Source organism: Streptomyces sp. MS06 (assembly GCF_047200655.1).
Lineage (GTDB): Bacteria > Actinomycetota > Actinomycetes > Streptomycetales > Streptomycetaceae > Streptomyces.
Genome location: NZ_JBJZOJ010000024.1, coordinates 47,043 through 68,963, shown reverse-complemented (window position 1 = coordinate 68,963; position 21,921 = coordinate 47,043). Strand labels below are relative to the sequence as shown.

Annotated in this window: 18 protein-coding genes and 1 pseudogene; 2 read left to right on the top strand and 17 right to left on the bottom strand. The window is 73.6% G+C overall.

Annotation, left to right across the window (positions count from 1 at the left end; all coding sequences use genetic code 11):
- Window positions 1–228: 228 nt before the first annotated feature.
- The 10 genes and pseudogenes from ACL02U_RS15435 to ACL02U_RS15390 form a co-directional block, all read right to left on the bottom strand.
- Window positions 229–2,028, bottom strand: coding sequence for a DEAD/DEAH box helicase (locus ACL02U_RS15435; RefSeq protein ID WP_412791386.1), 1,800 nt, complete (start codon window positions 2,026–2,028; stop codon window positions 229–231).
- 114 nt (window positions 2,029–2,142) lie between these two features.
- Window positions 2,143–2,532 carry a type II toxin-antitoxin system death-on-curing family toxin gene (locus ACL02U_RS15430; protein WP_412791385.1) on the bottom strand — a complete coding sequence of 130 codons (390 nt, stop codon included), beginning with the start codon at window positions 2,530–2,532 and terminating at the stop codon, window positions 2,143–2,145.
- Window positions 2,529–2,729 (bottom strand): CopG family transcriptional regulator, encoded by a 201-nt coding sequence (locus tag ACL02U_RS15425; protein ID WP_412791384.1) that lies wholly within the window; start codon window positions 2,727–2,729, stop codon window positions 2,529–2,531. Before ACL02U_RS15425 ends, ACL02U_RS15430 begins: the two co-directional genes overlap by 4 nt.
- A gap of 25 nt (window positions 2,730–2,754) precedes the next feature.
- Window positions 2,755–3,243, bottom strand: coding sequence for an SUKH-4 family immunity protein (locus ACL02U_RS15420; RefSeq protein ID WP_412791383.1), 489 nt, complete (start codon window positions 3,241–3,243; stop codon window positions 2,755–2,757).
- A gap of 198 nt (window positions 3,244–3,441) precedes the next feature.
- Window positions 3,442–5,757, bottom strand: a complete 2,316-nt coding sequence (locus tag ACL02U_RS15415; protein ID WP_412791382.1) for a xanthine dehydrogenase family protein molybdopterin-binding subunit — start codon at window positions 5,755–5,757, stop codon at window positions 3,442–3,444.
- Window positions 5,754–7,865, bottom strand: a complete 2,112-nt coding sequence (locus tag ACL02U_RS15410; protein ID WP_412791381.1) for a 2Fe-2S iron-sulfur cluster-binding protein — start codon at window positions 7,863–7,865, stop codon at window positions 5,754–5,756. Before ACL02U_RS15410 ends, ACL02U_RS15415 begins: the two co-directional genes overlap by 4 nt.
- Complete coding sequence (locus ACL02U_RS15405) at window positions 7,862–8,755, bottom strand: FAD binding domain-containing protein (RefSeq protein ID WP_412791380.1); 894 nt, start codon at window positions 8,753–8,755, stop codon at window positions 7,862–7,864. The genes ACL02U_RS15410 and ACL02U_RS15405 overlap by 4 nt, the downstream gene beginning before the upstream one ends.
- A 509-nt stretch (window positions 8,756–9,264) precedes the next feature.
- Window positions 9,265–10,326 (bottom strand): annotated as a pseudogene (locus ACL02U_RS15400) (beta-N-acetylhexosaminidase); the annotation flags it as partial.
- 224 nt (window positions 10,327–10,550) lie between these two features.
- Window positions 10,551–10,832, bottom strand: coding sequence for a DUF3039 domain-containing protein (locus ACL02U_RS15395; protein ID WP_412791379.1), 282 nt, complete (start codon window positions 10,830–10,832; stop codon window positions 10,551–10,553).
- A 30-nt stretch (window positions 10,833–10,862) separates the two neighbouring features.
- Window positions 10,863–11,435: a YqgE/AlgH family protein gene (locus ACL02U_RS15390; protein ID WP_412791378.1), complete on the bottom strand. Its 573-nt coding sequence runs from the start codon at window positions 11,433–11,435 to the stop codon at window positions 10,863–10,865.
- Between the two features lie 251 nt (window positions 11,436–11,686).
- Here ACL02U_RS15390 and murA point away from each other — a divergent pair, with 251 nt between their 5' ends.
- Complete coding sequence (gene murA, locus ACL02U_RS15385) at window positions 11,687–13,027, top strand: UDP-N-acetylglucosamine 1-carboxyvinyltransferase (RefSeq protein ID WP_412791377.1); 1,341 nt, start codon at window positions 11,687–11,689, stop codon at window positions 13,025–13,027.
- Between the two features lie 109 nt (window positions 13,028–13,136).
- On the opposite strand, the gene ACL02U_RS15380 is transcribed toward murA, so the two are convergent.
- From ACL02U_RS15380 to ACL02U_RS15355, 6 genes are all read right to left on the bottom strand, one after another.
- Window positions 13,137–13,418, bottom strand: a complete 282-nt coding sequence (locus ACL02U_RS15380) for an HU family DNA-binding protein (RefSeq protein WP_276107279.1) — start codon at window positions 13,416–13,418, stop codon at window positions 13,137–13,139.
- A 373-nt stretch (window positions 13,419–13,791) separates the two neighbouring features.
- Entirely contained in the window at window positions 13,792–15,207 is a 1,416-nt protein-coding gene (locus tag ACL02U_RS15375) for an NAD-dependent malic enzyme (RefSeq protein ID WP_412791376.1), read from the bottom strand.
- A 403-nt stretch (window positions 15,208–15,610) separates the two neighbouring features.
- Window positions 15,611–17,953 (bottom strand): HelD family protein, encoded by a 2,343-nt coding sequence (locus tag ACL02U_RS15370; protein WP_412791375.1) that lies wholly within the window; start codon window positions 17,951–17,953, stop codon window positions 15,611–15,613.
- A gap of 60 nt (window positions 17,954–18,013) precedes the next feature.
- Window positions 18,014–18,784: an anti-sigma factor family protein gene (locus ACL02U_RS15365; RefSeq protein WP_412791374.1), complete on the bottom strand. Its 771-nt coding sequence runs from the start codon at window positions 18,782–18,784 to the stop codon at window positions 18,014–18,016.
- A gap of 59 nt (window positions 18,785–18,843) precedes the next feature.
- Window positions 18,844–19,425 (bottom strand): sigma-70 family RNA polymerase sigma factor, encoded by a 582-nt coding sequence (locus ACL02U_RS15360; protein WP_205384041.1) that lies wholly within the window; start codon window positions 19,423–19,425, stop codon window positions 18,844–18,846.
- 259 nt (window positions 19,426–19,684) lie between these two features.
- Window positions 19,685–20,104 carry a MarR family winged helix-turn-helix transcriptional regulator gene (locus ACL02U_RS15355; protein WP_412791373.1) on the bottom strand — a complete coding sequence of 140 codons (420 nt, stop codon included), beginning with the start codon at window positions 20,102–20,104 and terminating at the stop codon, window positions 19,685–19,687.
- A 99-nt stretch (window positions 20,105–20,203) separates the two neighbouring features.
- Between ACL02U_RS15355 and ACL02U_RS15350 the strand changes: the two genes are divergently transcribed.
- Window positions 20,204–21,025, top strand: coding sequence for an SDR family oxidoreductase (locus ACL02U_RS15350; protein WP_412791372.1), 822 nt, complete (start codon window positions 20,204–20,206; stop codon window positions 21,023–21,025).
- A 71-nt stretch (window positions 21,026–21,096) separates the two neighbouring features.
- Here the strand turns inward: ACL02U_RS15350 and ACL02U_RS15345 are convergent, their stop codons facing one another.
- A complete protein-coding gene (locus ACL02U_RS15345; protein WP_412791371.1) occupies window positions 21,097–21,690 on the bottom strand; it encodes a CGNR zinc finger domain-containing protein in 594 nt (197 codons plus the stop codon).
- Window positions 21,691–21,921: the final 231 nt, after the last annotated feature.

Genomic DNA, 21,921 nt, shown 5'->3' with positions numbered 1-21,921 from the left:
GCTTCACGGCTGCGCTCCGCGGCGGCGCTGCCACGGGGCGTGTGCGTAGCGGGACAGTAGCGAAGCAGGTTCGCTCAGCGGAAGCCTCCGTCCAGAATCCGGTCATCGACCGGTGGTGACTTCTTCCGTTCGTCCCGATACGTACCGCGCACGGCGGCGTCGGCGGGCATCGGTGACCACCGCGGGAGGTCGCGCGCGGGCCGCGACCGCACCCCCCGCCGGAGGGGGTCACTTCATCCGCGTCGCCCACTCCTGCACCTTGGCGATGCGCTGCCGCAGCTGTCCGGCGGTCGCCTCGGCGCTCGGCGGGCCGCCGCACACCCGGCGCAGCTCGGTGTGGATCACCCCGTGCGGCTTGCCGCTCTGGTGGACGTAGGCGCCGACCAGGGTGTTGAGCTGCCGGCGCAGTTCCATCAGCTCCTTGTGGCTGACGACCGGCCGGCGCTCGGCGGGCAGCTCCAGCAGGTCGGCCTCCGCGTCGGGCTTCTTGCGGCTGTGCGCGATCTGCCGGGCCTGCCGCTTCTGCAGCAGCAGTTCCACCTGCTCCGGCTCCAGGAGGCCCGGGATGCCGAGGTAGTCCTGCTCCTCCTCGCTGCCGGGATGGGCCTGCATACCGAAGTCGGCGCCGTTGTAGGTGACCCGGTCGAAGACGGCGTCGGACTCCAGCGCCTCGAAGGGCAGCATGTCCTGCTCGCCGGTGTCCTCGTCCTGCTGCTGCTCGGCCTCCTTGAGGAGCTTGTCCTCCTCGGCGTACGGGTCCTCCTCGCCGTCCTTCTTCGGCTTGTCGAGGACGTGGTCCCGTTCGCGCTCCATCTCGTTGGCGAAGCCCAGCAGGTCGGGAACGGTCGGCAGGAACACGGAGGCGGTCTCGCCCCGCCGCCGCGACCGCACGAAACGACCGACGGCCTGCGCGAAGAACAGCGGTGTGGAGATCGTGGTCGCGTACACGCCCACCGCGAGGCGGGGCACGTCGACTCCCTCGGAGACCATGCGGACGGCGACCATCCACCGGTCGGTGCCGTGGCTGAACTCGTCGATCCGGTCGGAGGCGCCCGCGTCGTCGGAGAGCACGACGGTCGCCGGGCGGCCGGTGATCTCGCGGATCAGCTTGGCGTAGGAGCGCGCGGAGTCCTGGTCGGAGGCGATGACTAGGGCACCGGCGTCGGGGACGGCCTTGCGGACCTCGGTCAGCCGCTGGTCGGCGGCGCGCAGCACGGACGGCATCCACTCGCCCCGCGGGTCCAGCGCGGTGCGCCAGGCCTGGCTGATCGCGTCCTTGGTCATCGGCTCGCCGAGCCGGGCCTCGATCTCGTCGCCGGCCTTGGTGCGCCAGCGCATGTTGCCGCTGTAGGAGAGGAAGATGACCGGGCGGACGACGTTGTCGGCGAGGGCGGAGCCGTAGCCGTAGGTGTAGTCGGCGGCGGACCGCCGGATCCCGTCGTTGCCCTCCTCGTACGCGACGAAGGGGATCGGGTTGGTGTCGGAGCGGAACGGGGTGCCGGTCAGCGCCAGCCGGCGGGTCGCCGGCTCGAACGCCTCCAGGCAGGCCTCGCCCCAGGACTTGCTGTCGCCCGCGTGGTGGATCTCGTCGAGGATGACGAGGGTCTTGCGCTGCTCGACGCGGTTGCGGTGCAGCATGGGCCGCACTCCGACACCGGCGTAGGTCACGGCGACGCCGTGGTACTCCCGGCTGAGCGGTCCGGCGCTGTACTCGGGGTCCAGCCTGATCCCTATCCGGGACGCCGCCTCCGCCCACTGCTTCTTCAGGTGCTCGGTGGGCGCGACGACGGTGACCTGCTGCACGACATGGTGGTGCAGCAGCCAGGAGGCCAGGGTGAGCGCGAAGGTCGTCTTGCCGGCGCCCGGTGTGGCGACGGCGAGGAAGTCGCGGGGCTGCTCCTGGAGGTACCTGTCCATCGCCCCCTGCTGCCAGGCGCGCAGCTTGCCGGCGGTGCCCCAGGGGGCGCGGCCCGGGAAGGCGGGCGAGAGGTGGTGCGAGTGGGACGAGCTGGCGGCGGTGGTAGTCACGGTCTCCGTACGGGGGTAGGGCGGCGGCTACGTATGACAACCGGGCCACCCTACCGGCGCCCCGACCCCGTCCACGCGCGAACGGGGCCTGGTGGTGCGCGGGTGGGATTCAGGTCACATCGGCGGCTCGGCCAACTCCCGCAGGGCCTCGGCGATCGCCTTGAGCTCGTCCAGGGCTCCGGTGGACACGGCGACGACCAGTCGCTCGGCCGCGTCGATGTCCGGTCGCAACTGCACCTCGTTGAGCGCCAGGAAGACGACACAGGACACCCAGGCGGTGCGCTTGTTCCCGTCGACGAAGGGGTGGTTGACCGCGAGCGACTGCAGCAGCGCAGCCGCCTTGCCGAAGAGGTCCGGGTACGCCTCCTGGCCGAACATCGCGGCGGAAGGGCGGTGCACGGCCGACTCCAACAGGCCGACGTCGCGGACGAGGACGCCTTGGTCGTCGACGGCCTGCTCCGCGACGGCCAGGGCGTCCTCGGCCGACAGGTAGACGGAGGTCACTTGAGCCGCTCCAGCAGTTCGGCCCACTTGGCGGTCTGCTCCTTGGCCGCCTTGCGGACCAGCGCCTCGTGCGCCGTCCTGGCCATGTAGTCGTCCACGGCCCGCAGCACTATGGCGTGCATGCTGACGCCCTCTTCCTCGGCGCGCAGCTTCAGGGCTTCCGTCTGGTCGTCGCGGAGACGCAGGTTCATCGCCATACCAGAATGGTACCGCCGTGTGGGGTCAGAGCAGTACCACTCGGGCCGACCGCCACAGCGAGAACGCCAGCGAGGACACGTCCGGCTCCAGGGCGGTCAGCAGCGCGTCCCGCTCGTGCCAGCGCAGTACCTCGCCCGTCGCCGCGACCAGGACGGCGCTGGTGTCGTGCGTGAGGCGGGCGAGCCGTATCAGCCGGTGCGGGCCGGACGGGAGGGCGCACGGGGCCGGGAACTCGTCCGCGGCGTACTCCGCGAGCGTGCGCAGCGGCGCGTCCAGGTCCAGGCGGAAGCCTGCGGCCTCCTCCGGCAGGCCCACCTCGCGCAGGAAGCGCCGGGTCGGCCCGTGGCCGAGCGCGGGCGGGAAGTCGAGGTCCTCGAAGCGGACCACGCGGCCGCGGCCGAAAGCCTCGTCGAGGAGGCGGGCCGGCAGGTCCAGCGACAGGCCCGACCGGGTGTGCGGGCCCGCCGGTGTGCGCAGGGCCGGACGGTCCTGGGTGAGAGTGATGGTGCTCATGGTTCCCCCGTGCGTGACAGTTCCCGGCCCCCCGGGCGGGGAGGGGCTGTTCCACCGACCGCCACACTACGGCTCGCCACTGACAGCGGCCCTCGTCCTCTCAGACGCCCGGAGACCTCCCGGCGTTGCCCGCGAGCCCGGATCGTTCCGGGACCGCGGAGCCGTCAGGACGGCGGCGGCGCCAGGACCCCGGCGCCGTCACGACCGCGGCGCCGTCACGACCGCGGCCTGCGGGCGGATCGGGAGGCGGTTGACGGGACGTCCGGTCGCCGCGCGCACCGCGGAGGCGATGGCCGCGGGGGAGGTCACCACCGGCACCGCGCTGACCGTCTTCGCGCCGAAGGGGGCGACCACATCGCGTTCCTCGACGAGTTTCACGATCCGGATGTCCGGGGCGTCCAGGGCCGTCGGGAGGGCGTAGCCGGTCAGGTCGGGGTGGCGGATCAGGCCGCGCGGGCTGCGCAGGTTCTCCGTCAGCGCGATGCCGACGCCCTGGGTGACGCCCGCCTCGATCCGCGCGGTGAGCTGTGCGGGGTTCAGCACCCGGCCCACGTCCTGGGCGACCGCCAGTTCCACCACCCGCACCGAGCCGATCTCGACGTCCACGTCGACGACGGCGCGGACCGCGCAGAACGACATGCCGACGAAGGCGTCGCCCTGCCCGGCCTCGTCCAGCGGCTCGGTCGGGTGCGGCCGGCACTGGGCCGTCGCCCACAGCTCCTTGCCGTCCATCGCCTCGGTGACCGTGGTCGACAGGACACCGTCGTACGAGGTGATCCTGCCGTCGGTGATCTGCAGCAACTCGGTGGACATGCCGAACTTGTGCGCGAGGGGCTGGAGCAGTTGGGTGCGGACCATCTTCGCCGCGCGTTCCACCGCGCCGCCCGACACCCAGGTGTGCCGCCCGCGGCAGCCCGGGCCCGCGGGGGGCTGGTCGGTGTCGACGGGCGCCACGTGCACCTCGTCTATGCCGAGGGTGTCCTGGACGATCTGCCGGGCGAGCGTGGTGAAGCCCTGCCCGGTCTCCACCGCCGCGCACAGCACCGTCGCCACGCCGTCGTGGACCTTCACGGTCGCCGTGGAGACCTCGTCCGCGCCCTCCGCGCCGAGCATGTGCACCATGCCGAGGCCGTAGCCGACGCCCCGGCGCACCGCGCCCGGTTCGCCCGCGCCCTCGGGGCCGCCGGGCAGCAGCCACTCCTCCTCGGGGGTGTCCTTGGGCAGCGGTGGGAGGGGGAAGTCGCGTACCGCCTGGAGGAGTTCCGCGACCGGCGCGGGGCAGGTCACCGTCTGCCCGGTGGGCAGGACGTCGCCGGTGGCGAGCACGTTGCGCAGGCGCAGTTCGTCCGGGTCCAGGCCGAGCTTCTTCGCCAGCTTGTCCATCTGCGCCTCGTAGGCGGCGCAGACCTGCATCGCGCCCTCGCCCCGCACGTGCCCGGACGGCGGGTTGTTGGTGCGTACGGCCCAGCCCTCGATGAAGGCGTGCGGTACGACGTACGGGCCGCAGGCGAAGGAGACCGCGGCGGCGAGCGCTTCGGCCGAGGTGTCCGCGTAGGCGCCCGCGTCGAGCAGGATCTGCGCCTCCACCTTCACCAGCCTGCCCTCGGCGTCCGCGTGGTGGCGGTAGCGCAGCAGGGTGGGGTGGCGGTGGGCGTGGCCGAGGAAGGACTCCTCGCGGGTCGCCGTGAGTTTGACCGGGCAGCCGGTGCGCAGCGCCAGCAGCCCGAGCGGGAGCTGGAAACCCCGGTCCTCGCGGTCGGCCGTGGCGCCCGGGACGCCGGTGACGACGATCTTCACCCGTTCCGGTTCCAGACCGAAGCAGGCGGCGAGCGCGTCGCGGTCGGCGTGCGGGTCGGTGGAGGCGGTGTACAGCTCGACCCCGCCGTCCGGGCGGGGCACGGCGAGGCCGGCCTCGGCGCCGATCGGTGCCGGATCCTGCCGGCCGATGCGGTAGAGGCCCTCGGCGACGATCTCGCCGACCGCGTCCGGGTCGCCGTGGCGCAGCGGGATGTGCCGGATCAGGTTGCCGTCGGGGTGCAGCGGCTCGGCCTCGAAGGCCTGTTCGGGGTCGGTGACCGGGTCGAGCACCTCGTACTCGACGATGATGGCGGCGGCGGCCATCCGCGCGGTGTCGGGGTGGTCGGCGGCGACCGCCGCGATCGGTTCGCCGTGGTGGCGGACGACGTCGGAGGCGAAGACCGGGCGGTCGGCCCTGCCTCGGCCGTACCGCGAGGTGCCGGGGACGTCCTCGTGCGTCAGGACGGCTCGCACGCCGGGCATCTCGCGGGCGTGGCCGGTGTCGACGGACACGATGCGCGCGTGCGGGTGCGGGGAGCGCAGTACGGCCGCCCACAGCAGTCCCTCGGCCCAGAGGTCGGCCGCGTAGGGGAAGGTGCCCTCGGTCTTGGCGCGGGCGTCGGCGGGCGGCAGGGAGGCGCCCAGGCCGTGCGGGACGGGCTCCGGGGCGGATACTGCCTCCGCGGCGCCCGTCACGGTGGCGGCTTCTTCGCTCACGCCTGGCCTCCGTCCTGTCCCCGGCCGTACGTCTCCTCGTGCGGCCCCTCGGCACCCGGCGCTCCGAACGCGCTCGGCCGGACCCCGCCGGCGCCCGGGCCCGCCTGCTGCGGGATGCGCGCCTCGTCCGTCCCGCCGTCCGCGTCGGCTGCGGCGTGCGCGGCCTCGCGTTCGGCGACGACCTCCTGGACGGCGTCCAGGACGCCCCGGTAGCCGGAGCAGCGGCACAGGTTGCCGCACAGGGCCTGGCGGGTCTCCCGTTCGCCGGGAGCCGGGTTGCCCTCCAGCAGGTCGTGCACGGTCATCGCGATACCGGGTACGCAGAAGCCGCACTGCACCGCGCCGCACCGGGCTAGGGCCCGCTGCACGTCCGAGGGACGGCCGTCGGCGGCCAGCCCCTCGACGGTGCGGACCTCACTGCCGGCGGCGGTGACGGCCGGCACCAGGCAGGACGCCACGAGCCGCCCGTCGACCTGCACGTTGCACGCGCCGCACTCGCCCTGCGAGCAGCCGTCCTTGGCGCCCGCGAGGCCGAGCCGCTCGCGCAGCACGTACAGCAGCGACTCGCCGATCCAGGCGTCGGCGACGGGGCGCTCGGTGCCGTTGACGCGCAGCACGAAGGAGGCCAGCGGGTGCTCCTCCGGGGCGGGCGCGGGGGCGTCCAGCGGCGGTGCGGTCTCCTCGGAGGCGGTCTCCCCGAGGGCTGTCTCCCCGAGGGCGGTCGGGCCGGGGTCCGGGGGGAGGGCTGCCGGTGCGTCGGCGCCGGCGGCCGTCGGCTCGTGCGCCCGGGGGGCGGAGTCCGGTCGCGGTGCGCCGCCGGTCTCCGCGGCTGCCCGGTCGACCGGTCCGGCGGGGGACTCGTCCGGTGCGGACGTGTGCTCCGCGCGCTCTCCGGTCGGTCCGGTCGGGTCGGTCGGTCCGGTCGGGTCGGCGGGAGCGGTCGGTCCGGTCGGGTCGGAGGAGCCTGAAGGGCCGGAGGGGGCGGCGGGGCCGGAAGAGTCGAAGGCCCCCTCCCCCGAGCCGGGCACGGGCGCGTGGCCGGGTGTCCGGGGTTCCGCGGAGCCCTCCCGGTCCGCGGCTCCGTGTCCGCGGCCCGCGCCGGCGGAACCGGGACCCTGCCGGGCGGGGTCGGTTTCCGCCCCGCGGTGCTCGGGGCCCCCTCCGGGCACCGTGGCGCCGGGGGCGTGCGTGCGCTCCCCGTACGGCTCCCGTCCGTGGGGTTCGGCACCGTAGGGGTCGGCGCCGTACGGGGCACCGTACGGCTCGGCGGGGCCCTGCAGTTGGTGCGGCGGGGGCGCCTGCCCGTGCGCCGGGTGGTGCGGTGCCGACCGCCCCGGTGCGTCGGGGTTCCCGGCGTCCGGGTACCGCCCGGCCCCGCCCGCCGACCCGGCCCGGTCGGTCCGGCCCTCGTCGGCGGGGTGCGCCCGGTCCGCGGGGTGCCCGCCGGTGCGCCCGTCGGCGGGCGGCGCCCCGGGGCCCGCCTCCGCCTCCCGTTCCGCCCAGGGGTGTTCCGGCCGGTCGTGCGCCCAGGGCGCGGTGGCGCCGCCGGGAAGGGTCGCGGGCGGGCTGCCGCCGCCCCACTGCTCGGTCAGGGAGGAGGCCGTGAACTCGCCGGACTCGTCGGGAAGGTCGCCGCCGGCGACCGGGATCGACCACTGCCCGGTCACGTCGCTGCCGGGCGCGGGTTCCGGCGCGGCACGGTCGGGCGCGGCGGGGTCGGGCGCGGCGGGGTCCTCGAAGGTCCACTGGCCGGTGCCGCCGGGATGGTGGGGGAAGCGGTCGCCCTCGGGTCCCTGCGGCGCTTCGTACCCGGCGGCGGCCGGCGGGTCGGGCCACCGGTCGCCGTCCGCGGGCACGGCGGGCATCGTCCAGCTACCGGTCGCGGCCGGGTCGGTGCCCGCGGTCGCGGCGGAGGCGACCGTTATCTGCGGCGGCACGTAGCCGTGGCCGGGCGCGGCGAGCGGGCTGTCGCCGGACGCGAGTGCGTCGACGCCGCCCTCGGGCAGCCTGACGAAGGCGGTGGCGCCGTCGTCGTAGTCGCCCTGGGGCAGCGGGTCCCAGCGGCCGCCGCCCTGCGGTGTGCCCCGTCCCTGCTGTTCGTCGGTCACGAGAGCGCCCTCCCCAGTGCTCGTCGGGCCAGCGCGGCGACGGTGCGCCGCAGGTGCAGTACGGCGGGCGGGAGCTGCTCCACGGTGCCGTCCTCGGCGGGGGCCGGATCGGGGATGCAGGCCGCGGCGACGTACTCGCCGAAGGCGTGCAGGGCCTCGGGGACGAGGACGCGGTCGTTGTCCCAGTCGATGAGCCCGGCGACCCACTGCTCCGCCTCCAGCGGCCGCAGCGGCATCGGTGCTATGGCTCCGACAGCGCAGCGGACCCCGCGCCGGGCGGGGTCGAGGACCAGCGCGACGGAGGCGACCGCCCGCCCGGGGCCGGTCCTTCCGGTCGCCTTCAGGAAGACCTGCGGCGCATGCAGCAGCGGGACGCGCACGAAGCCGATGAGTTCGCCGCCGCGCAGCATCTCCACCCCGGCCAGCAGGTGCGACACCGGTACCTCGCGGCGGGCGCCGCCCGGTCCGGCGACGATCAGCGTCGCCTCGAGCGCCGCCAGCACGGGCAGCGCGTCGCCGGTGGGGGCGGCCGAGGCGATGCTGCCGCCGAGGGTGCCGGCGTTGCGGATGTGCGGCGGCCCCGCGGCGCGCGCGGCGGCGGCCAGGGCGGGGATGAGGGCGGCGAAGTCGGGGCGGCCCATGCGGGCGTGGGTGAGGCCGGCGCCCAGCAGGGCGTGGCCGTCCTGGTACTGCCAGCCGCGGATCTCGCTGATGCGGTTGAGGCCGACCAGTGCGGTGGGCCGGAGCCGGCCGGAGTTGACCGCGGCCATCAGATCGGTGCCGCCGGCGACGGGGACGGCGGCGGGCATGGCGGCCAGCGCGGCCACCGCCTCGTCCAGCGTCGTGGGCAGCGTGACGGATTGCGCCGCCTGCGGTGCGTGCGTGGTCAAAACCGGCTGCCCCTTCCCGCTGCCCCCACCTGGTCCCACCTGTTGCGCCGTACGGTACGTGCTGACAGGCCGGACGTGGCAACTCTGGCACATCTTCGCAAGGGCCGAGGACAGGGGTCCGCTAGGAGGTGTTCGCCCATTTCACCGTGGAGATGGTCCGCTTTCGCACAGCATCGGCGATGCGCTCGAATTGCCACTCTTCGGTGACCCTGCCGGGGTTTTTCCGACCCCGTGTTCGGGGTGACCGCCCCGCCGGGAGCGCGGGGCGCGGCCTCCGCCGCCACCGGTGCGGTGACCGGCGGGTGTCGGCAGGGCGGAGACCGGGCGGACGGGCGGCGGCGGGCGGGTGCCCGTGCCGGCGCGGCGGCCGGCGGGCGGCGACGCGGTGACGGACGGGCGGCGGCACGGTGGCCGGCAGGGGCGGGGAACCCCTACCGGTGCGGGAGCGACCCCTACAGGCGCGGGGGCAACCCCTACCGGTGCAGGGCGGCCCCTGCCGGTGGCAGCCCCTACCGGTGCGGGGGTGGGCCGTCGAGGGGCCGCCCGGGTACACCCGGGCGCTGCTGCCGCGGCCGGGGCCCCTCCGCCGGCCGGTAGGCGACGCCGAGGGCGTCGAGGCGCCGGTAGTGCGCGGTCATCCGGCGCTCGAAGTCGGCGAAGTCGCGTGCCCGCGGGGCGGGCAGCGCGCTCCAGGCCACCTCGGCGAACGCGGCCAGCCGGGGGAACGTCTGGTAGTCCACGCGCCTCTGGTCCTCCGTCACCTCCGTCCACATGTTGGCCTGCGTGCCCAGCACGTGCCGGGCCTGTTCGCCCGTCAGCTCGGGCGGTACCGGCTCGAAGCGGTAGACGTTCTCCAGGGTGCGCACGTGGCCGATCGGGACGGGCTCCTCGTCCCCGGGCGCCTGCCGGTGGTCCAGGTACACGTGCTGCTCGGGGCACATCACCACGTCGTGTCCGGCCCGGGCGGCCGCGATCCCGCCCGCGTAGCCCCGCCAGGAGGACACCGCCGCGCCCTCGGCGAGCCCGCCCCGGAGGATCTCGTCCCAGCCGATCAGCCGGCGTCCGCGCGCTGCCAGCCAGGCCGCGAAGTGCCCGACGAACCAGGACTGCAGGGCGTCCTCGTCGGCCGGCCCGAGCTCCTTGACGCGGGCCCGGGCGGTCGGCGAGGCCCGCCACTCGTCCTTGGGGCACTCGTCTCCCCCGACGTGCACGTACCGCGAGGGGAACAGCTCCAGCACCTCCTCCAGGACCCCCTCGTAGAAGCGCAGGGTGTCCTCGGTCGGGGCGAGCACGTGGGGGTTGACGCCCCAGGTGTCCCGGACGGCGAGGGCGGTCGTGTCGACGACGTCGGTGTTGCCGAGTTCCGGGTGGGCGGCGATGGCGGCCTGCGAGTGGCCCGGTACGCCGATCTCCGGGACGACGGTGACGTGCCGGTCGGCGGCGTAGGCGACGATCTCGCGGATGTCGTCCGGGCCGTAGTGGCCGCCGTGCGGTGCGTCGTCCCACAGCGGCGAGGCGCGGTGGCCGCGTTTCGTGCGGGTGCGCCAGGAGCCGCGCCGGGTGAGGCGGGGGAGACACCGGGCGGGAGGAGGACGCGGGCCGGGCAGGACCGCGACCGGGGAGCGCACGCCGAACGGGGAGCGTTCACCGGGCGGGGGAGCGGACACCGGGCGGGGAGCGGTCACCGGGCGACGGGTGCGGCCGCGGTTCCGGGGCCGGGCGCTCGCACGGGCCCCCGGGCGCGGCGGGGGCGCTCCGGGAGGGCCCGTGAGGGTCGGGCGGGAGGGCCCGCGGGCTACTTGTCGCCGCCCTTGCCCTCGTCGTCGCCGCCGTTCATGGACTCGTAGATCTCCTTGCACATGGGGCAGACGGGGTACTTCTTCGGGTCGCGGCCCGGCACCCACACCTTCCCGCACAGCGCCACGACGGGGGTCCCGTCGAGGGCGCTCGCCATGATCTTGTCCTTCTGGACGTAGTGGGCGAAGCGCTCGTGGTCACCGTCGCCGTGGGAGACCTGCGGTGTCGGCTCTACGAGGGTCCCGGTACCAGTCCCGCGCTCGGGCTCGAGAGTGCTCATAACCGCCAAGGGTAGCGAAGCGCGCGGGCATCAGTTGAGCGAAGGGTCGTCGGGGTAGGTGGCGACCATCGCCAGCTCGCTGCGCTGGCGCCGCAGCACCGAGCGCCACAGTCGCTCCGGGGCCGGCGAGGAGACGTCGCCCGGCTCGGACTCCACCACGTACCAGGCGCCGTCCGTCAGTTCGTCCTCGAGCTGGCCGGGGCCCCAGCCGGCGTACCCGGCGAAGATCCGCAGCGAGCCGAGGGCGGAGGCGAGCAGCTCGGGCGGGGCCTCCAGGTCGACCAGGCCGATCGCGCCGTGCACCCGCCGCCAGCCCAGCGGGGCGGCCTCCGCGGCGCTGCCGCCGGGGATGACGGCGACGCCGAGCGCGGAGTCGAGGGAGACGGGGCCGCCCTGGAAGACGACTCCGGGTTCGCCCGCGAGGTCGGCCCAGCCCTCCAGGATGTCGCCCACGTCCACGGGGGTGGGGCGGTTGAGGACGACGCCGAGGGAGCCCTCCTCGTCGTGGTCGAGGAGCAGCACCACCGCGCGGTCGAAGTTCGGGTCCGCCAGGGCGGGCGTGGCCACGAGCAGCCGTCCTGTGAGCGAGGACACCTCGGTCATGCCAGACATGATCCCGCATCTTGGCCGGGCGCGGGGAGGCAACGGTGCGAGCGGTGCGGAAGCGGGGCGGGGCGCACGGGAGCGCCGCCTGCGCACGGCGGCCGGGGTGACCTCGTGTGCCCGCCCGGGGACGGTTCGTGTTGTGACAGACCTATGACGGCCGAGTGCGTCCTCGGGCTTACGGCAGGGGGGCCGGTGGCTATTACTCTGTCTCTTCACCCCCCTGCCCGACTCATCGGAACGCGAGATACATGACCGTCAACGACGATGTCCTGCTTGTCCACGGCGGCACCCCGCTGCAGGGCGAGATCCGTGTCCGCGGTGCGAAGAACCTCGTGCCCAAGGCCATGGTCGCCGCGCTGCTGGGCGAGGAACCGAGCCGGCTGCGCAACGTTCCGGACATCCGTGACGTGAGAGTCGTCCGCGGTCTGCTGCAACTGCACGGGGTGTCGGTCCGCCCGGGTGAGGAGCCGGGCGAGCTGGTCCTCGACCCGACCCGGGTGGAGAGCGCCAACGTGGCGGACATCGACGCCCACGCGGGGTCGAGCCGGATACCGATCCTGTTCTGCGGTCCGCTGCTGCACCGGCTGGGGCACGCCTTCATCCCCGGCCTGGGCGGTTGCGACATCGGCGGCCGTCCCATCGACTTCCACTTCGACGTGCTGCGGCAGTTCGGCGCGGTCATCGAGAAGCGGGCGGGCGGGCAGTACCTGGAGGCGCCGAAGGGCCTGCGGGGCACGAAGATCCGGCTGCCGTACCCGTCGGTCGGCGCGACGGAGCAGGTGCTGCTGACCGCGGTGCTGGCGGAGGGCGTGACGGAGCTGTCCAACGCGGCCGTGGAGCCCGAGATCGAGGACCTGATCTGCGTACTGCAGAAGATGGGCGCGATCATCGCGATGGACACCGACCGCACCATCCGGGTGACCGGTGTGGACAGGCTCGGCGGCTACACCCACCGCGCCCTTTCGGACCGCCTGGAGGCCGCGTCCTGGGCGTCGGCGGCGCTGGCGACCGAGGGCGACATCTACATCCGGGGCGCCCAGCAGCGGTCGATGATGACCTTCCTGAACACCTTCCGGAAGGTCGGCGGCGCCTTCGAGATCGAGGACGAGGGCATCCGGTTCTGGCATCCGGGCGGGCGGCTGGAGTCGATAGCGCTGGAGACGGACGTCCACCCGGGCTTCCAGACGGACTGGCAGCAGCCGCTGGTGGTGGCCCTGACGCAGGCGACGGGGCTGTCCATCATCCACGAGACGGTCTACGAGTCCCGGCTCGGCTTCACCTCGGCCCTGAACCAGATGGGCGCGCACATCCAGCTCTACCGGGAGTGCCTGGGCGGTTCCGACTGCCGTTTCGGCCAGCGCAACTTCCTGCATTCGGCGGTGGTCTCCGGGCCGACCCGGCTGCAGGGCGCCGACCTGGTCATCCCGGACCTGCGCGGCGGTTTCTCCTACCTCATCGCGGCGCTGGCCGCCCAGGGCACGTCCCGGGTGCACGGCATCGATCTGATCAACCGGGGCTACGAGAACTTCATGGAGAAGCTGGTGGAGCTGGGAGCGAAGGTGGAGCTGCCCGGCAAGGCCCTCGGCTGACGGGGAACGGCCCGGCGCACGGCGAAGGGGCGGCCGCCCGGTACCGGGTGGCCGCCCCTTCGGCGTCACTGCGCCGCGTGCACCGTCCCGCGGTGCACGCGCGGCAGGGTCACTTGCCCTTGGCGGCTTCCTTGAGCTTGGAGCCCGCGGAGACCTTGACGCTGTAGCCGGCCGGGATCTGGATCGGCTCGCCGGTCTGCGGGTTGCGGGCGGTGCGAGCGGCACGGTGGGTGCGCTCGAAGGTGAGGAAGCCGGGGATGGTGACCTTCTCGTCCCCCTTGGAGACGACATCGCCGACGACGTCGGCGAACGCGGCCAGCACGGCGTCGGCGTCCTTGCGGGTCACCTCGGCGCGGTCGGCCAGCGCGGCCACCAGCTCACTGCGGTTCATGTTGTTACTCCCGTGTTCTTCTTGCCGTTGGGGCGTGCCACGCGGTCAAGCCGCCTGTCGGGCACAGCGAAGCCGATGCTGCCAGGTCCCTCGGACGGTCCCCGGGGTCGGGGTCCGCCGTCGGACGCTCGCGCCCAGGGACGCATCCTGCCCCTACCTGCGGCGGTAAAGCCAATCCGGCGTCCGCAGGACTCGTGAGAACACCCTTGGGGGTCACACGAAAAGCGCCTACCCGGCCGTCCACCCTAGAGGGCGGCCGGGGCGCGCCGGTTCCGCGACGCGCCGGTTTCGCGGCCCCTCGTGGCGAGCCTCACAGCTCCGCGGGGGCGGCGGTGGGGCGGGTCGGGGCGCGGGTGGGGCGCGGGTCGCGGGCTCAGACGGTGGCGCCGGCCGCCTTCGCCGCGTCGCGCACCGCGCCGGCGACGGCTCCGGCCACCTTGTCGTTGAAGACGCTCGGCACGATGTAGTTGGGGTTCAGCTCGTCCTCGGTCACCACGTCCGCCAGCGCCTTCGCGGCCGCGAGCATCATCTCGGTGTTGACGGTGCGGGACTGGGCGTCCAGCAGGCCGCGGAAGACACCGGGGAAGACCAGCACGTTGTTGATCTGGTTGGGGAAGTCGGAGCGGCCGGTGGCGACGACCGCCGCCGTCTGGCGGGCGATCGCGGGGTCCACCTCGGGGTCCGGGTTCGCGAGCGCGAACACGATGGCGCCGTCCGCCATGGTGGCCACGTCGTCGCCGTCCAGTACGTTCGGGGCGGAGACGCCGATGAAGACGTCGGCGTCTCGGACGGCCTCCTTGAGGGTGCCCGTGAGGTTCTCGGGGTTGGTGTTGTCGGCGATCCAGCGCAGCGGCGAGTCGGCGGGCGCGGCCACCAGGTCCTCGCGTCCGGCGTGGACGACGCCGTGGATGTCGGCGACGACGGCGTTCTTGACCCCGGCGGCGAGCAGCAGTTTCAGGATGGCGGTGCCGGCCGCGCCGGCACCGGACATGACCACCCGGACGTCCCCGATGCCCTTGCCGACCACGCGGAGGGCGTTGGTCAGGGCGGCGAGCACGACGATGGCGGTGCCGTGCTGGTCGTCGTGGAAGACCGGGATGTCGAGGGCCTCCCGCAGCCGCGCCTCGATCTCGAAGCAGCGGGGTGCGGAGATGTCCTCCAGGTTGATGCCGGCGAAACCGGGGGCGATGGCCTTGACGATCTCGACGATGGCGTCGGTGTCCTGGGTGTCCAGGCACAGCGGCCAGGCGTCGATCCCGGCGAACCGCTTGAACAGCGCCGCCTTGCCCTCCATCACGGGGAGGGCGGCCTTCGGGCCGATGTTGCCCAGGCCGAGCACGGCGGAGCCGTCCGTCACGACCGCGACGGAGTTGCGCTTGATGGTGAGGCGGCGGGCGTCGTCGGGGTTCTCGGCGATCGCCGTGCACACCCGGGCCACACCGGGCGTGTAGACCATGGAGAGGTCGTCGCGGTTGCGGATGGGGTGCTTGGACTGCATCTCGATCTTGCCGCCGAGGTGCATCAGGAAGGTGCGGTCCGAGACCTTGCCCAGCACGATGCCGTCGACGCCGCGGAGCTTCTGGACGATCTCGTCGGCGTGCGCGGTGGAGGAGGCGGCGATGGTGACGTCGATGCGGAGCTTCTCGTGCCCGGAGGCGGTGACGTCGAGGCCGGTGACCGAGCCTCCGGAGGACTCCACGACCGTGGTGAGCTGCGAGACGGCGGTTCCGCTCGCGGGCACCTCCAGCCGGATCGTCATCGAGTAGGAGACGCTGGGCGCCGTTGCCATGGCCGCTTCCTCTGCTTTCACGGTGTCGCGAAGTCGTGCCGTCCGATCGTCGCACCTACCGCCGGGTACGCGGTAGCCGCTCTGGATTGCGGACGTTTTGTTCACGGGCGGGCGATCCCGCCGCACCCCGGAGGGGGCACTGAAGGGGGCACTTTCGGAAAAGTAATTCCACCATACGAGAGAACCCGGGATGGGGGAAGGTGGCCGCACCACCAAAGGGAGAGGCCCACGTCACACTGTGACGTGGGCCTCTCCGGATGCCTGACGGCACCGACCCGCCATGCTCGCCTCGCGGCAAGTGGTCGCTCGCAGCGACTATGGTTGGGCCCGGGGGCTTGGATCGGGCCGGTGCCACGTCCAGGCTAACAAACGGATCCCGCAAGGCCATTCCCCCCGGCGGGAGTCAGTCCCGCAGCAGATCCGGCACCCCGTTCCCGTCCGGCTCGTCCCGCTCCCCCGACACCACGGTGAGCTGCCGGGTGGCCCGGGTGAGCGCCACGTACAGCACCCGCAGCCCGGCCGGGGACTCGTCGGCGATCTCCGCGGGCGAGACGACGACGGTCGCGTCGTACTCCAGGCCCTTGGCCTCCAGGCTGCCCAGGGCCACCACCCGGTCGCCCAGACCGGCCAGCCAGCGGGCGGCCTCCTCACGGCGCTGCATGGCGACGACCACCCCGACGGTCCCGTCCACCTGCTCCAGCAGCCGCGCGGCCTCCCCGCGCACGGTCTCGGCGAGCGAGTCCCCCGCGACGGTGAAGCGCGGCTCCACGCCGGTGGAACGCACCGCCGACGGGGACTCCGCGCCGGGCATGGCCAGGGCGAGCACCTTCGCGGCCAGCTCGGCGATCTCCGAGGGGTTGCGGTAGTTGACGGTGAGCCGGAAGCGGCGGCCCCGGGACGACGGGCGGCCCTGCCCGTACGTCCGGGTGCCCAGGGCCTCGTCGCGGGCCTCGGCCGCCTCCTCCGGGTCCGACCAGGAGGACTGCGCCGGGTCCCCGACGACCGTCCAGGTGGCGTGCCGGCCGCGGCGGCCGACCATGCGCCACTGCATCGGCGTGAGGTCCTGTGCCTCGTCGACGATGACGTGCGCGTACTCGACGCGTTCGGCGGCGAGCCGCTCGGCCCGCTCGCGCTGCGACTCCTCGCGCACCGGCATCAGCTCCTGAAGTCCGGTGAGCTGGTCCAGCGGGTCGAGTTCGCGCTTCTTCCGCGGGCGGGCCGGCACGCCGAGGATCGCGTGGAGTTCGTCGAGCAGGGCGACGTCGTGCACGGAGTACCCGTCCCGGCGCAGCGACCGGGCCACCCTGCGGATCTCTCCGGGGTTGAGCACCCGGCGGCCCCAACGGCCGAGGCGCTTGTCGTCCGCCATGGCCGCGAGCACGGCGCGCGGGGTCAACTCCGGCCACCAGGCGTCGAGGAAGGCGGTGAAGGAGTCCTCGCCGGTGACGTCCTCGTCGAAGGAGGAGCGCAGCTCGGCGGCGAGTTCCGGGTCGGCGTGCCGGGCTTCTGCCCCCGACCGCTCCCACAGGGCGTCCAGGAGCAGCTTGCGGGCGCGCGGGCGCAGCAGGTTGACCGGTGCGGTGCCGCCGAGCGCGGACCGGCGGACCCGCTCCAGTTCCCCGGCTTCCAGTTCGAGCCGGCGTCCGAAGGCGACCACGCGCAGCCGGGTCGGCGCGCCGTCCGTCTCCAGGGCACCGCGGGCGGCCTTGCGGAGCACCTTCAGCATGCGCGCCGAGCCCTTGGTGCGGGCCGTGGCCGGGGAGTCGTGGAGGGTGGCCTCGGCGCCGACCGTGTCGACGGCCAGTGAGCCGATCGCCCGGACGGCGACCTGCCCCTCCTCCCCGAGGGAGGGCAGCACCCCTTCGGTGTACGCCACCAGCAGCGGGGTCGGGGAGACGATGAGGATGCCGCCCGCGTAGCGGCGCCGGTCCCGGTAGAGCAGGTAGGCGGCGCGGTGCAGGGCGACGGCCGTCTTCCCGGTGCCGGGCCCGCCCTCGACGTACGTCACCGAGGAGGCGGGTGCGCGGATGACGAGGTCCTGCTCGACCTGGATGGAGGCGACGATGTCCTGCATGGTGTGGCCGCGGGCCCGGCCGAGCGCGGCCATCAGCGCGCCGTCGCCGACGACGGCCAGTTCGCCGCCGTCGAGGTACGCCGTCAGCTCGGGCCGCATCAGGTCGTCCTCGACGCCGAGCACCCGGCGCCCCTTGGAGCGGATGACCCGGCGCCGCACGACCCGGCCGGGGTCGACCGGAGTGGAGCGGTAGAACGGCGCGGCGGCGGGGGCGCGCCAGTCGATGACCAGCGGCGTGTAGTCCTGGTCGAGCACTCCGATGCGTCCGATGTGCAGGGTCTCGGCGATGTCGGCGGTACGGTCGGGCCGCACCGCTCCCTCGGCGGGCTCCACGGCGGTGTAGGCGCCGTCGGGACCCTTCTCGCCGTCCTTGCCGAGGAGCAGGTCGATCCGCCCGAAGAGGAAGTCCTCGAACTCGTTGTTCAGCCGGTTGAGGTGGACGCCGGCCCGGAAGACCTGCGCGTCCCGCTCGGCGAGGGCGCCGGGCGTGCCCACCTGGCCGCGCTGGGCCGCGTCGTTCATCAGGAACTCGGCCTCGTGGATCTTCTCCTCCAGACGCCGGTACACCCGGTCCAGGTGTTCCTGTTCGACGCTGATCTCCCGGTCACGCGCCGAATCGCGGGCGGAGTCGTGAACCGGGCCGACCGCGGATTGTTGAGCCTGAGCGGCCACCGGGCCCCCTTCTGACGTGCTGGGCAGCCGTCAACCGTACGCGAAGGGGGCCCCGGGAGGCTACGAATCCACCTCGACGAGCTTCTGCCCGTCGAAGGTCGTCACCTCGAAGTGGTCGATCTCGTTGGGCTGGAAGGCCGCACCGCCGCCGATGTAGAGCGGGTTCTTGGCCTCTTCCCTGGTGGCGTCGGGAATGCCGTACCCCCAGTTGGGAACGGACCAGGACGAGAGGGTCTCGCGTTCGCCGTTCTTGCCGACCGCGACCAGGGAGCAGCGCAGCGGCCCCTTGACGTTCTTCAGCTCCAGCACCGCCTGGGTGCCCCAGTCCTTGCGGGCCATCCCGACGGTCGCGCTCGCGTGGGTCGCCGGATCCGTCGCGCTGGCCTTGTCGGTCATGGTGGCGAACAGGGTCTTGGCGGGGTTGACGGCGGATGCCGCCACGTTCCCGCCGGAGCCGCCGCCGGTGGTCGCCACGGCGACGAACGGCCCGCCGGCGATCAGCGCACCGGCTGCCGCCACCATGTAGAGGTTGCGCCGGCGCTTGCGGGCGCGCCGCTCGGCCACCTCGTCGACGAGCTTCTCCGCCACCCGCGGGGTGGGCCGGGCCGAGAGGGACTCGCCGATGGCGGGCGTGCCGGCCCCCGGAAGGTCGGCGAGCGCGGCCAGCACGGGCTCCATGCCGGCCAGTTCGTCGAGTTGCTGGGCACACCACTCGCAGCCGGCGAGATGCGCCTCGAAAGCGGTTGCCTCGGCGTCGTCCAGCAGGCCGAGGGCGTAGGCGCCGACGGTCTCGTGCTCGTTGGGCACCGAAGATCCCTGCGTGGGGCTCATGGGGCCAGACATACCCGGACCACCCGTTCCGAATCCCGGCATTCCCCCGTACCCGCTCGTCACGCCGTCACCCCCCGCTCCTCCAGTGCCAGCTTCATCGACCGCAGAGCGTAGAAAACCCTTGAGCGGACGGTGCCGCTGGGTATGCCCAGCGTCTGCGCCGCCTCGTTGACGGTACGCCCTTTGAAGTACGTCTCGACGAGTACCTCCCTGTGGGCCGGGGTCAGGTCGTCGAGCGCGTCAGACAGCGTCATCAGCCACAGCGCCTTGTCGATCTCGTCCTCCGCGGGGATGACCTCCAGCGGCGACGGATCGACCTCCTGCGGCCGGGCCTGCCGGCTGCGGTGGCCGTCGATGACGATGCGGCGCGCGACCGTCACCAGCCAGGGGCGTACCGATCCGGTCGCTCGATTGAGCTGACCGGCGTTCTTCCAGGCACGGATGAGCGTCTCCTGCACCACGTCCTCGGCGCGCTGCCGATCCCCCGCGACCAGGCGCAGCACGTAAGCGAGCAGCGGTCCGGCGTGCTCGCGGTACAGGGCGCGCATCAGCTCCTCGTCTGGTTCCGAGGGCTGGGAAGCGCGATGTCGGGCCCTCGATCCACGTTCATTGGCCACGACGGAATCCTTGCGCACGCCCACCTCCGATGTCCGGGGGTTCCCCCAGTCGGTCGCTCGCCCACGGGTACGGCCCCGGGTCCCGCGATGTTCAAAGCACAGCGGCGGATTTCTGCACGGCGACCTCACGAGCGGGACATGCCTGCACATTCCCCCCGCTCTTTCTCCACATTTCCGCCGCACGGGACAGGGCCCGCGCGACGCCTTCCGCCGAGGGCCGGGGGCACACGTGTAACCGACATCACGTCCGGGATCGCGGCCCGCCGCGGGAACCGAACGGCCGTCAGGCCTCCAGGATCAGTTCCAGCAACTCCCGGAGGACCTCGCGCTGCTGCACGGTGAGCCGGGCCAGGGGGTCGGCGGCGAAGGGCATGCGGCTGCGGAGGTCGGCGGCGACGGTGCGGCCGGTCCCGCTGGCGGCGACGCGCTTGATACGGCGGTCGGCCGGATCCGGACTTCGCTCGATCAGGCCGCGGGACTCCAGCCGGTCGATGATCGCCGTCACGTTGGACGGCTCCGCGTGCAGCCGGTCGGCGATCTGCCGCGTCGGGACGGGCTCCCCGGCGGCCAGCAGCGCCTTGGCCTGGAGCGGGGTCAGGTCGTGCACCGCCGCCGCGGCCTCGGACTCCTGCGCGTAGCGACGGTTGACGGCCGCGAAGAGACCGGTGATCTGCCTGGTGAGCTCATCCGATGGCTGGGACATGCCGTCCAGCGTAGCGATGTGCTTGACACGCTCAAATATGAGGCACCATAGTTATGCTTCATATTAGTTATGAGGCATAAGCAAACGAGAGGTTCCGCGATGAGCACCAAGACCGTCCTGATCACCGGCACGTCCTCCGGCATCGGCCTGGCCGCCGCCGTCGCAGCCGCGCGGAGCGGCTGGCACGTGATCGCCACCATGCGCGACACCGCCAAGGCCGGTCCGCTGCGCGCGGCGGCCGAGGCGGCCGGGGTCGCCGTCGACGTCCGCGCCCTGGACGTGACCGACCCCGCCGCCACCGAGGCGTGCCTGGCAGGCGTCGACCGGCTGGACGCGCTGGTCAACAACGCGGGCGCGGGCCACATCGGCACTCTGGAACAGGAGAGCGTCGAGGACGTGCGCGCCGTCATGGAGGTCAACTTCTTCGGCGTGCTTCACGTCACGCGGGCCGCCCTGCCCCTGCTGCGGGCGAGCGGGGGCCGCGTGCTGACCGTGACGAGCGTCGGCGGCGTCATCGGCCAGCCCTTCAACGAGGCCTACTGCGCGGCCAAGTTCGCGGTGGAGGGCTTCATGGAGTCGCTGGCGCCGGTCGCGGCCACGGTCGGCGTCTCGGTCGGTGTGATCGAACCGGGCGCGGTGGCCAGCGAGTTCGTCAGCAACGTGGGCCTGGAGGCCGACGTTCTGGAGCAGGCCGGACCGTACGCGCCGGCCCTGTCGGGCTATCTGGAGCACGTCCGCGCCATGTTCGGCGCGGCGCAGACCTCGGAGGAGGTGGGCGAGCAGATCGCGGAACTGATCGCGGCCGAGCGCCCCGCCTTCCGCACGCTCACCTCCGACACCGCGCGCGCCTTCGTGGGCTCGAAGCTGACGGACCTCGACGGCTCCTCCGTGCAGACGATGACCGGCTCCTGGGTCGGCTGAGACCGGCAGCCACCCGGACGAGCTCGGCGGGCGGCGAAGCCCGCCCCGGGCCGGCGGGGCCCGCGAGGCGCTCAGGCGCGGGTGAGCGCTGCCCGGCGGCGGTGGCGGGCGACCCTCTCCCGGTTCCCGCACACCTCACTGCTGCACCAGCGCCTCCTGCGCCCCCGGGAGGTGTCCAGGTAGACGATCGCGCAACCGTCGCCCGCGCACTGGCGCAGCCCGGCTCGCGCCTCGGGGTCGGTGAGCAGTTCCACCGCGTCCCGCGCGACGGCCGCGAGCAGCGCGGCACACTCGGGCGGCTCGGCCAGCTCGCGGGTGAGCGAGCCGTCCTCCCCGCGCACCGCGCGCGGCGCGGGGGGCTCGGCCCGGGCCAGCACGTTGATCCGGGCCAGGGCTCGGTCGTACGGCCGGGAGTCCCCGCTCAGCCAGGCGCCCACCAACTTCTCCACGCAGGAACGCAGTTCCCGGAACGCCGCGATCCAGGAGGGGTCGACCGCCTCCAGCGGGGTGCCCGGCGGCACCAGCGCGCATCCGGTGATCCAGGCGCGCAGCGGGGGCGGGGCGTCGAGCCGTTCGACCGGGTGCGCGGTCGCCAGGAGGTCCAGGCAGATCCGTCCGGTGTCGAACCGCAGCTCGTACGGGGCCGTGGCCGTACGAAGTGCCATGTGCCTGTCACCCGCCTAGGTAGGAGCAGTCGCCCTCACGCAGTCGCCCTTTCACAGTGCCTGCCCGCTCCCGCGCCCGGAACCCCTCGTACCGCCGCGGAACGGATGCGCTGGGCGGGAGGGGCGGGGGGAAGCGAGGTGGGGGTCTCGGGTGGGGTCCGGCAAAGTGCGACGGATTCCGCGCGGGTGTTGCAGTTTCCGTCCACCGGGTGGGTGGGGCGGCGGCGCACG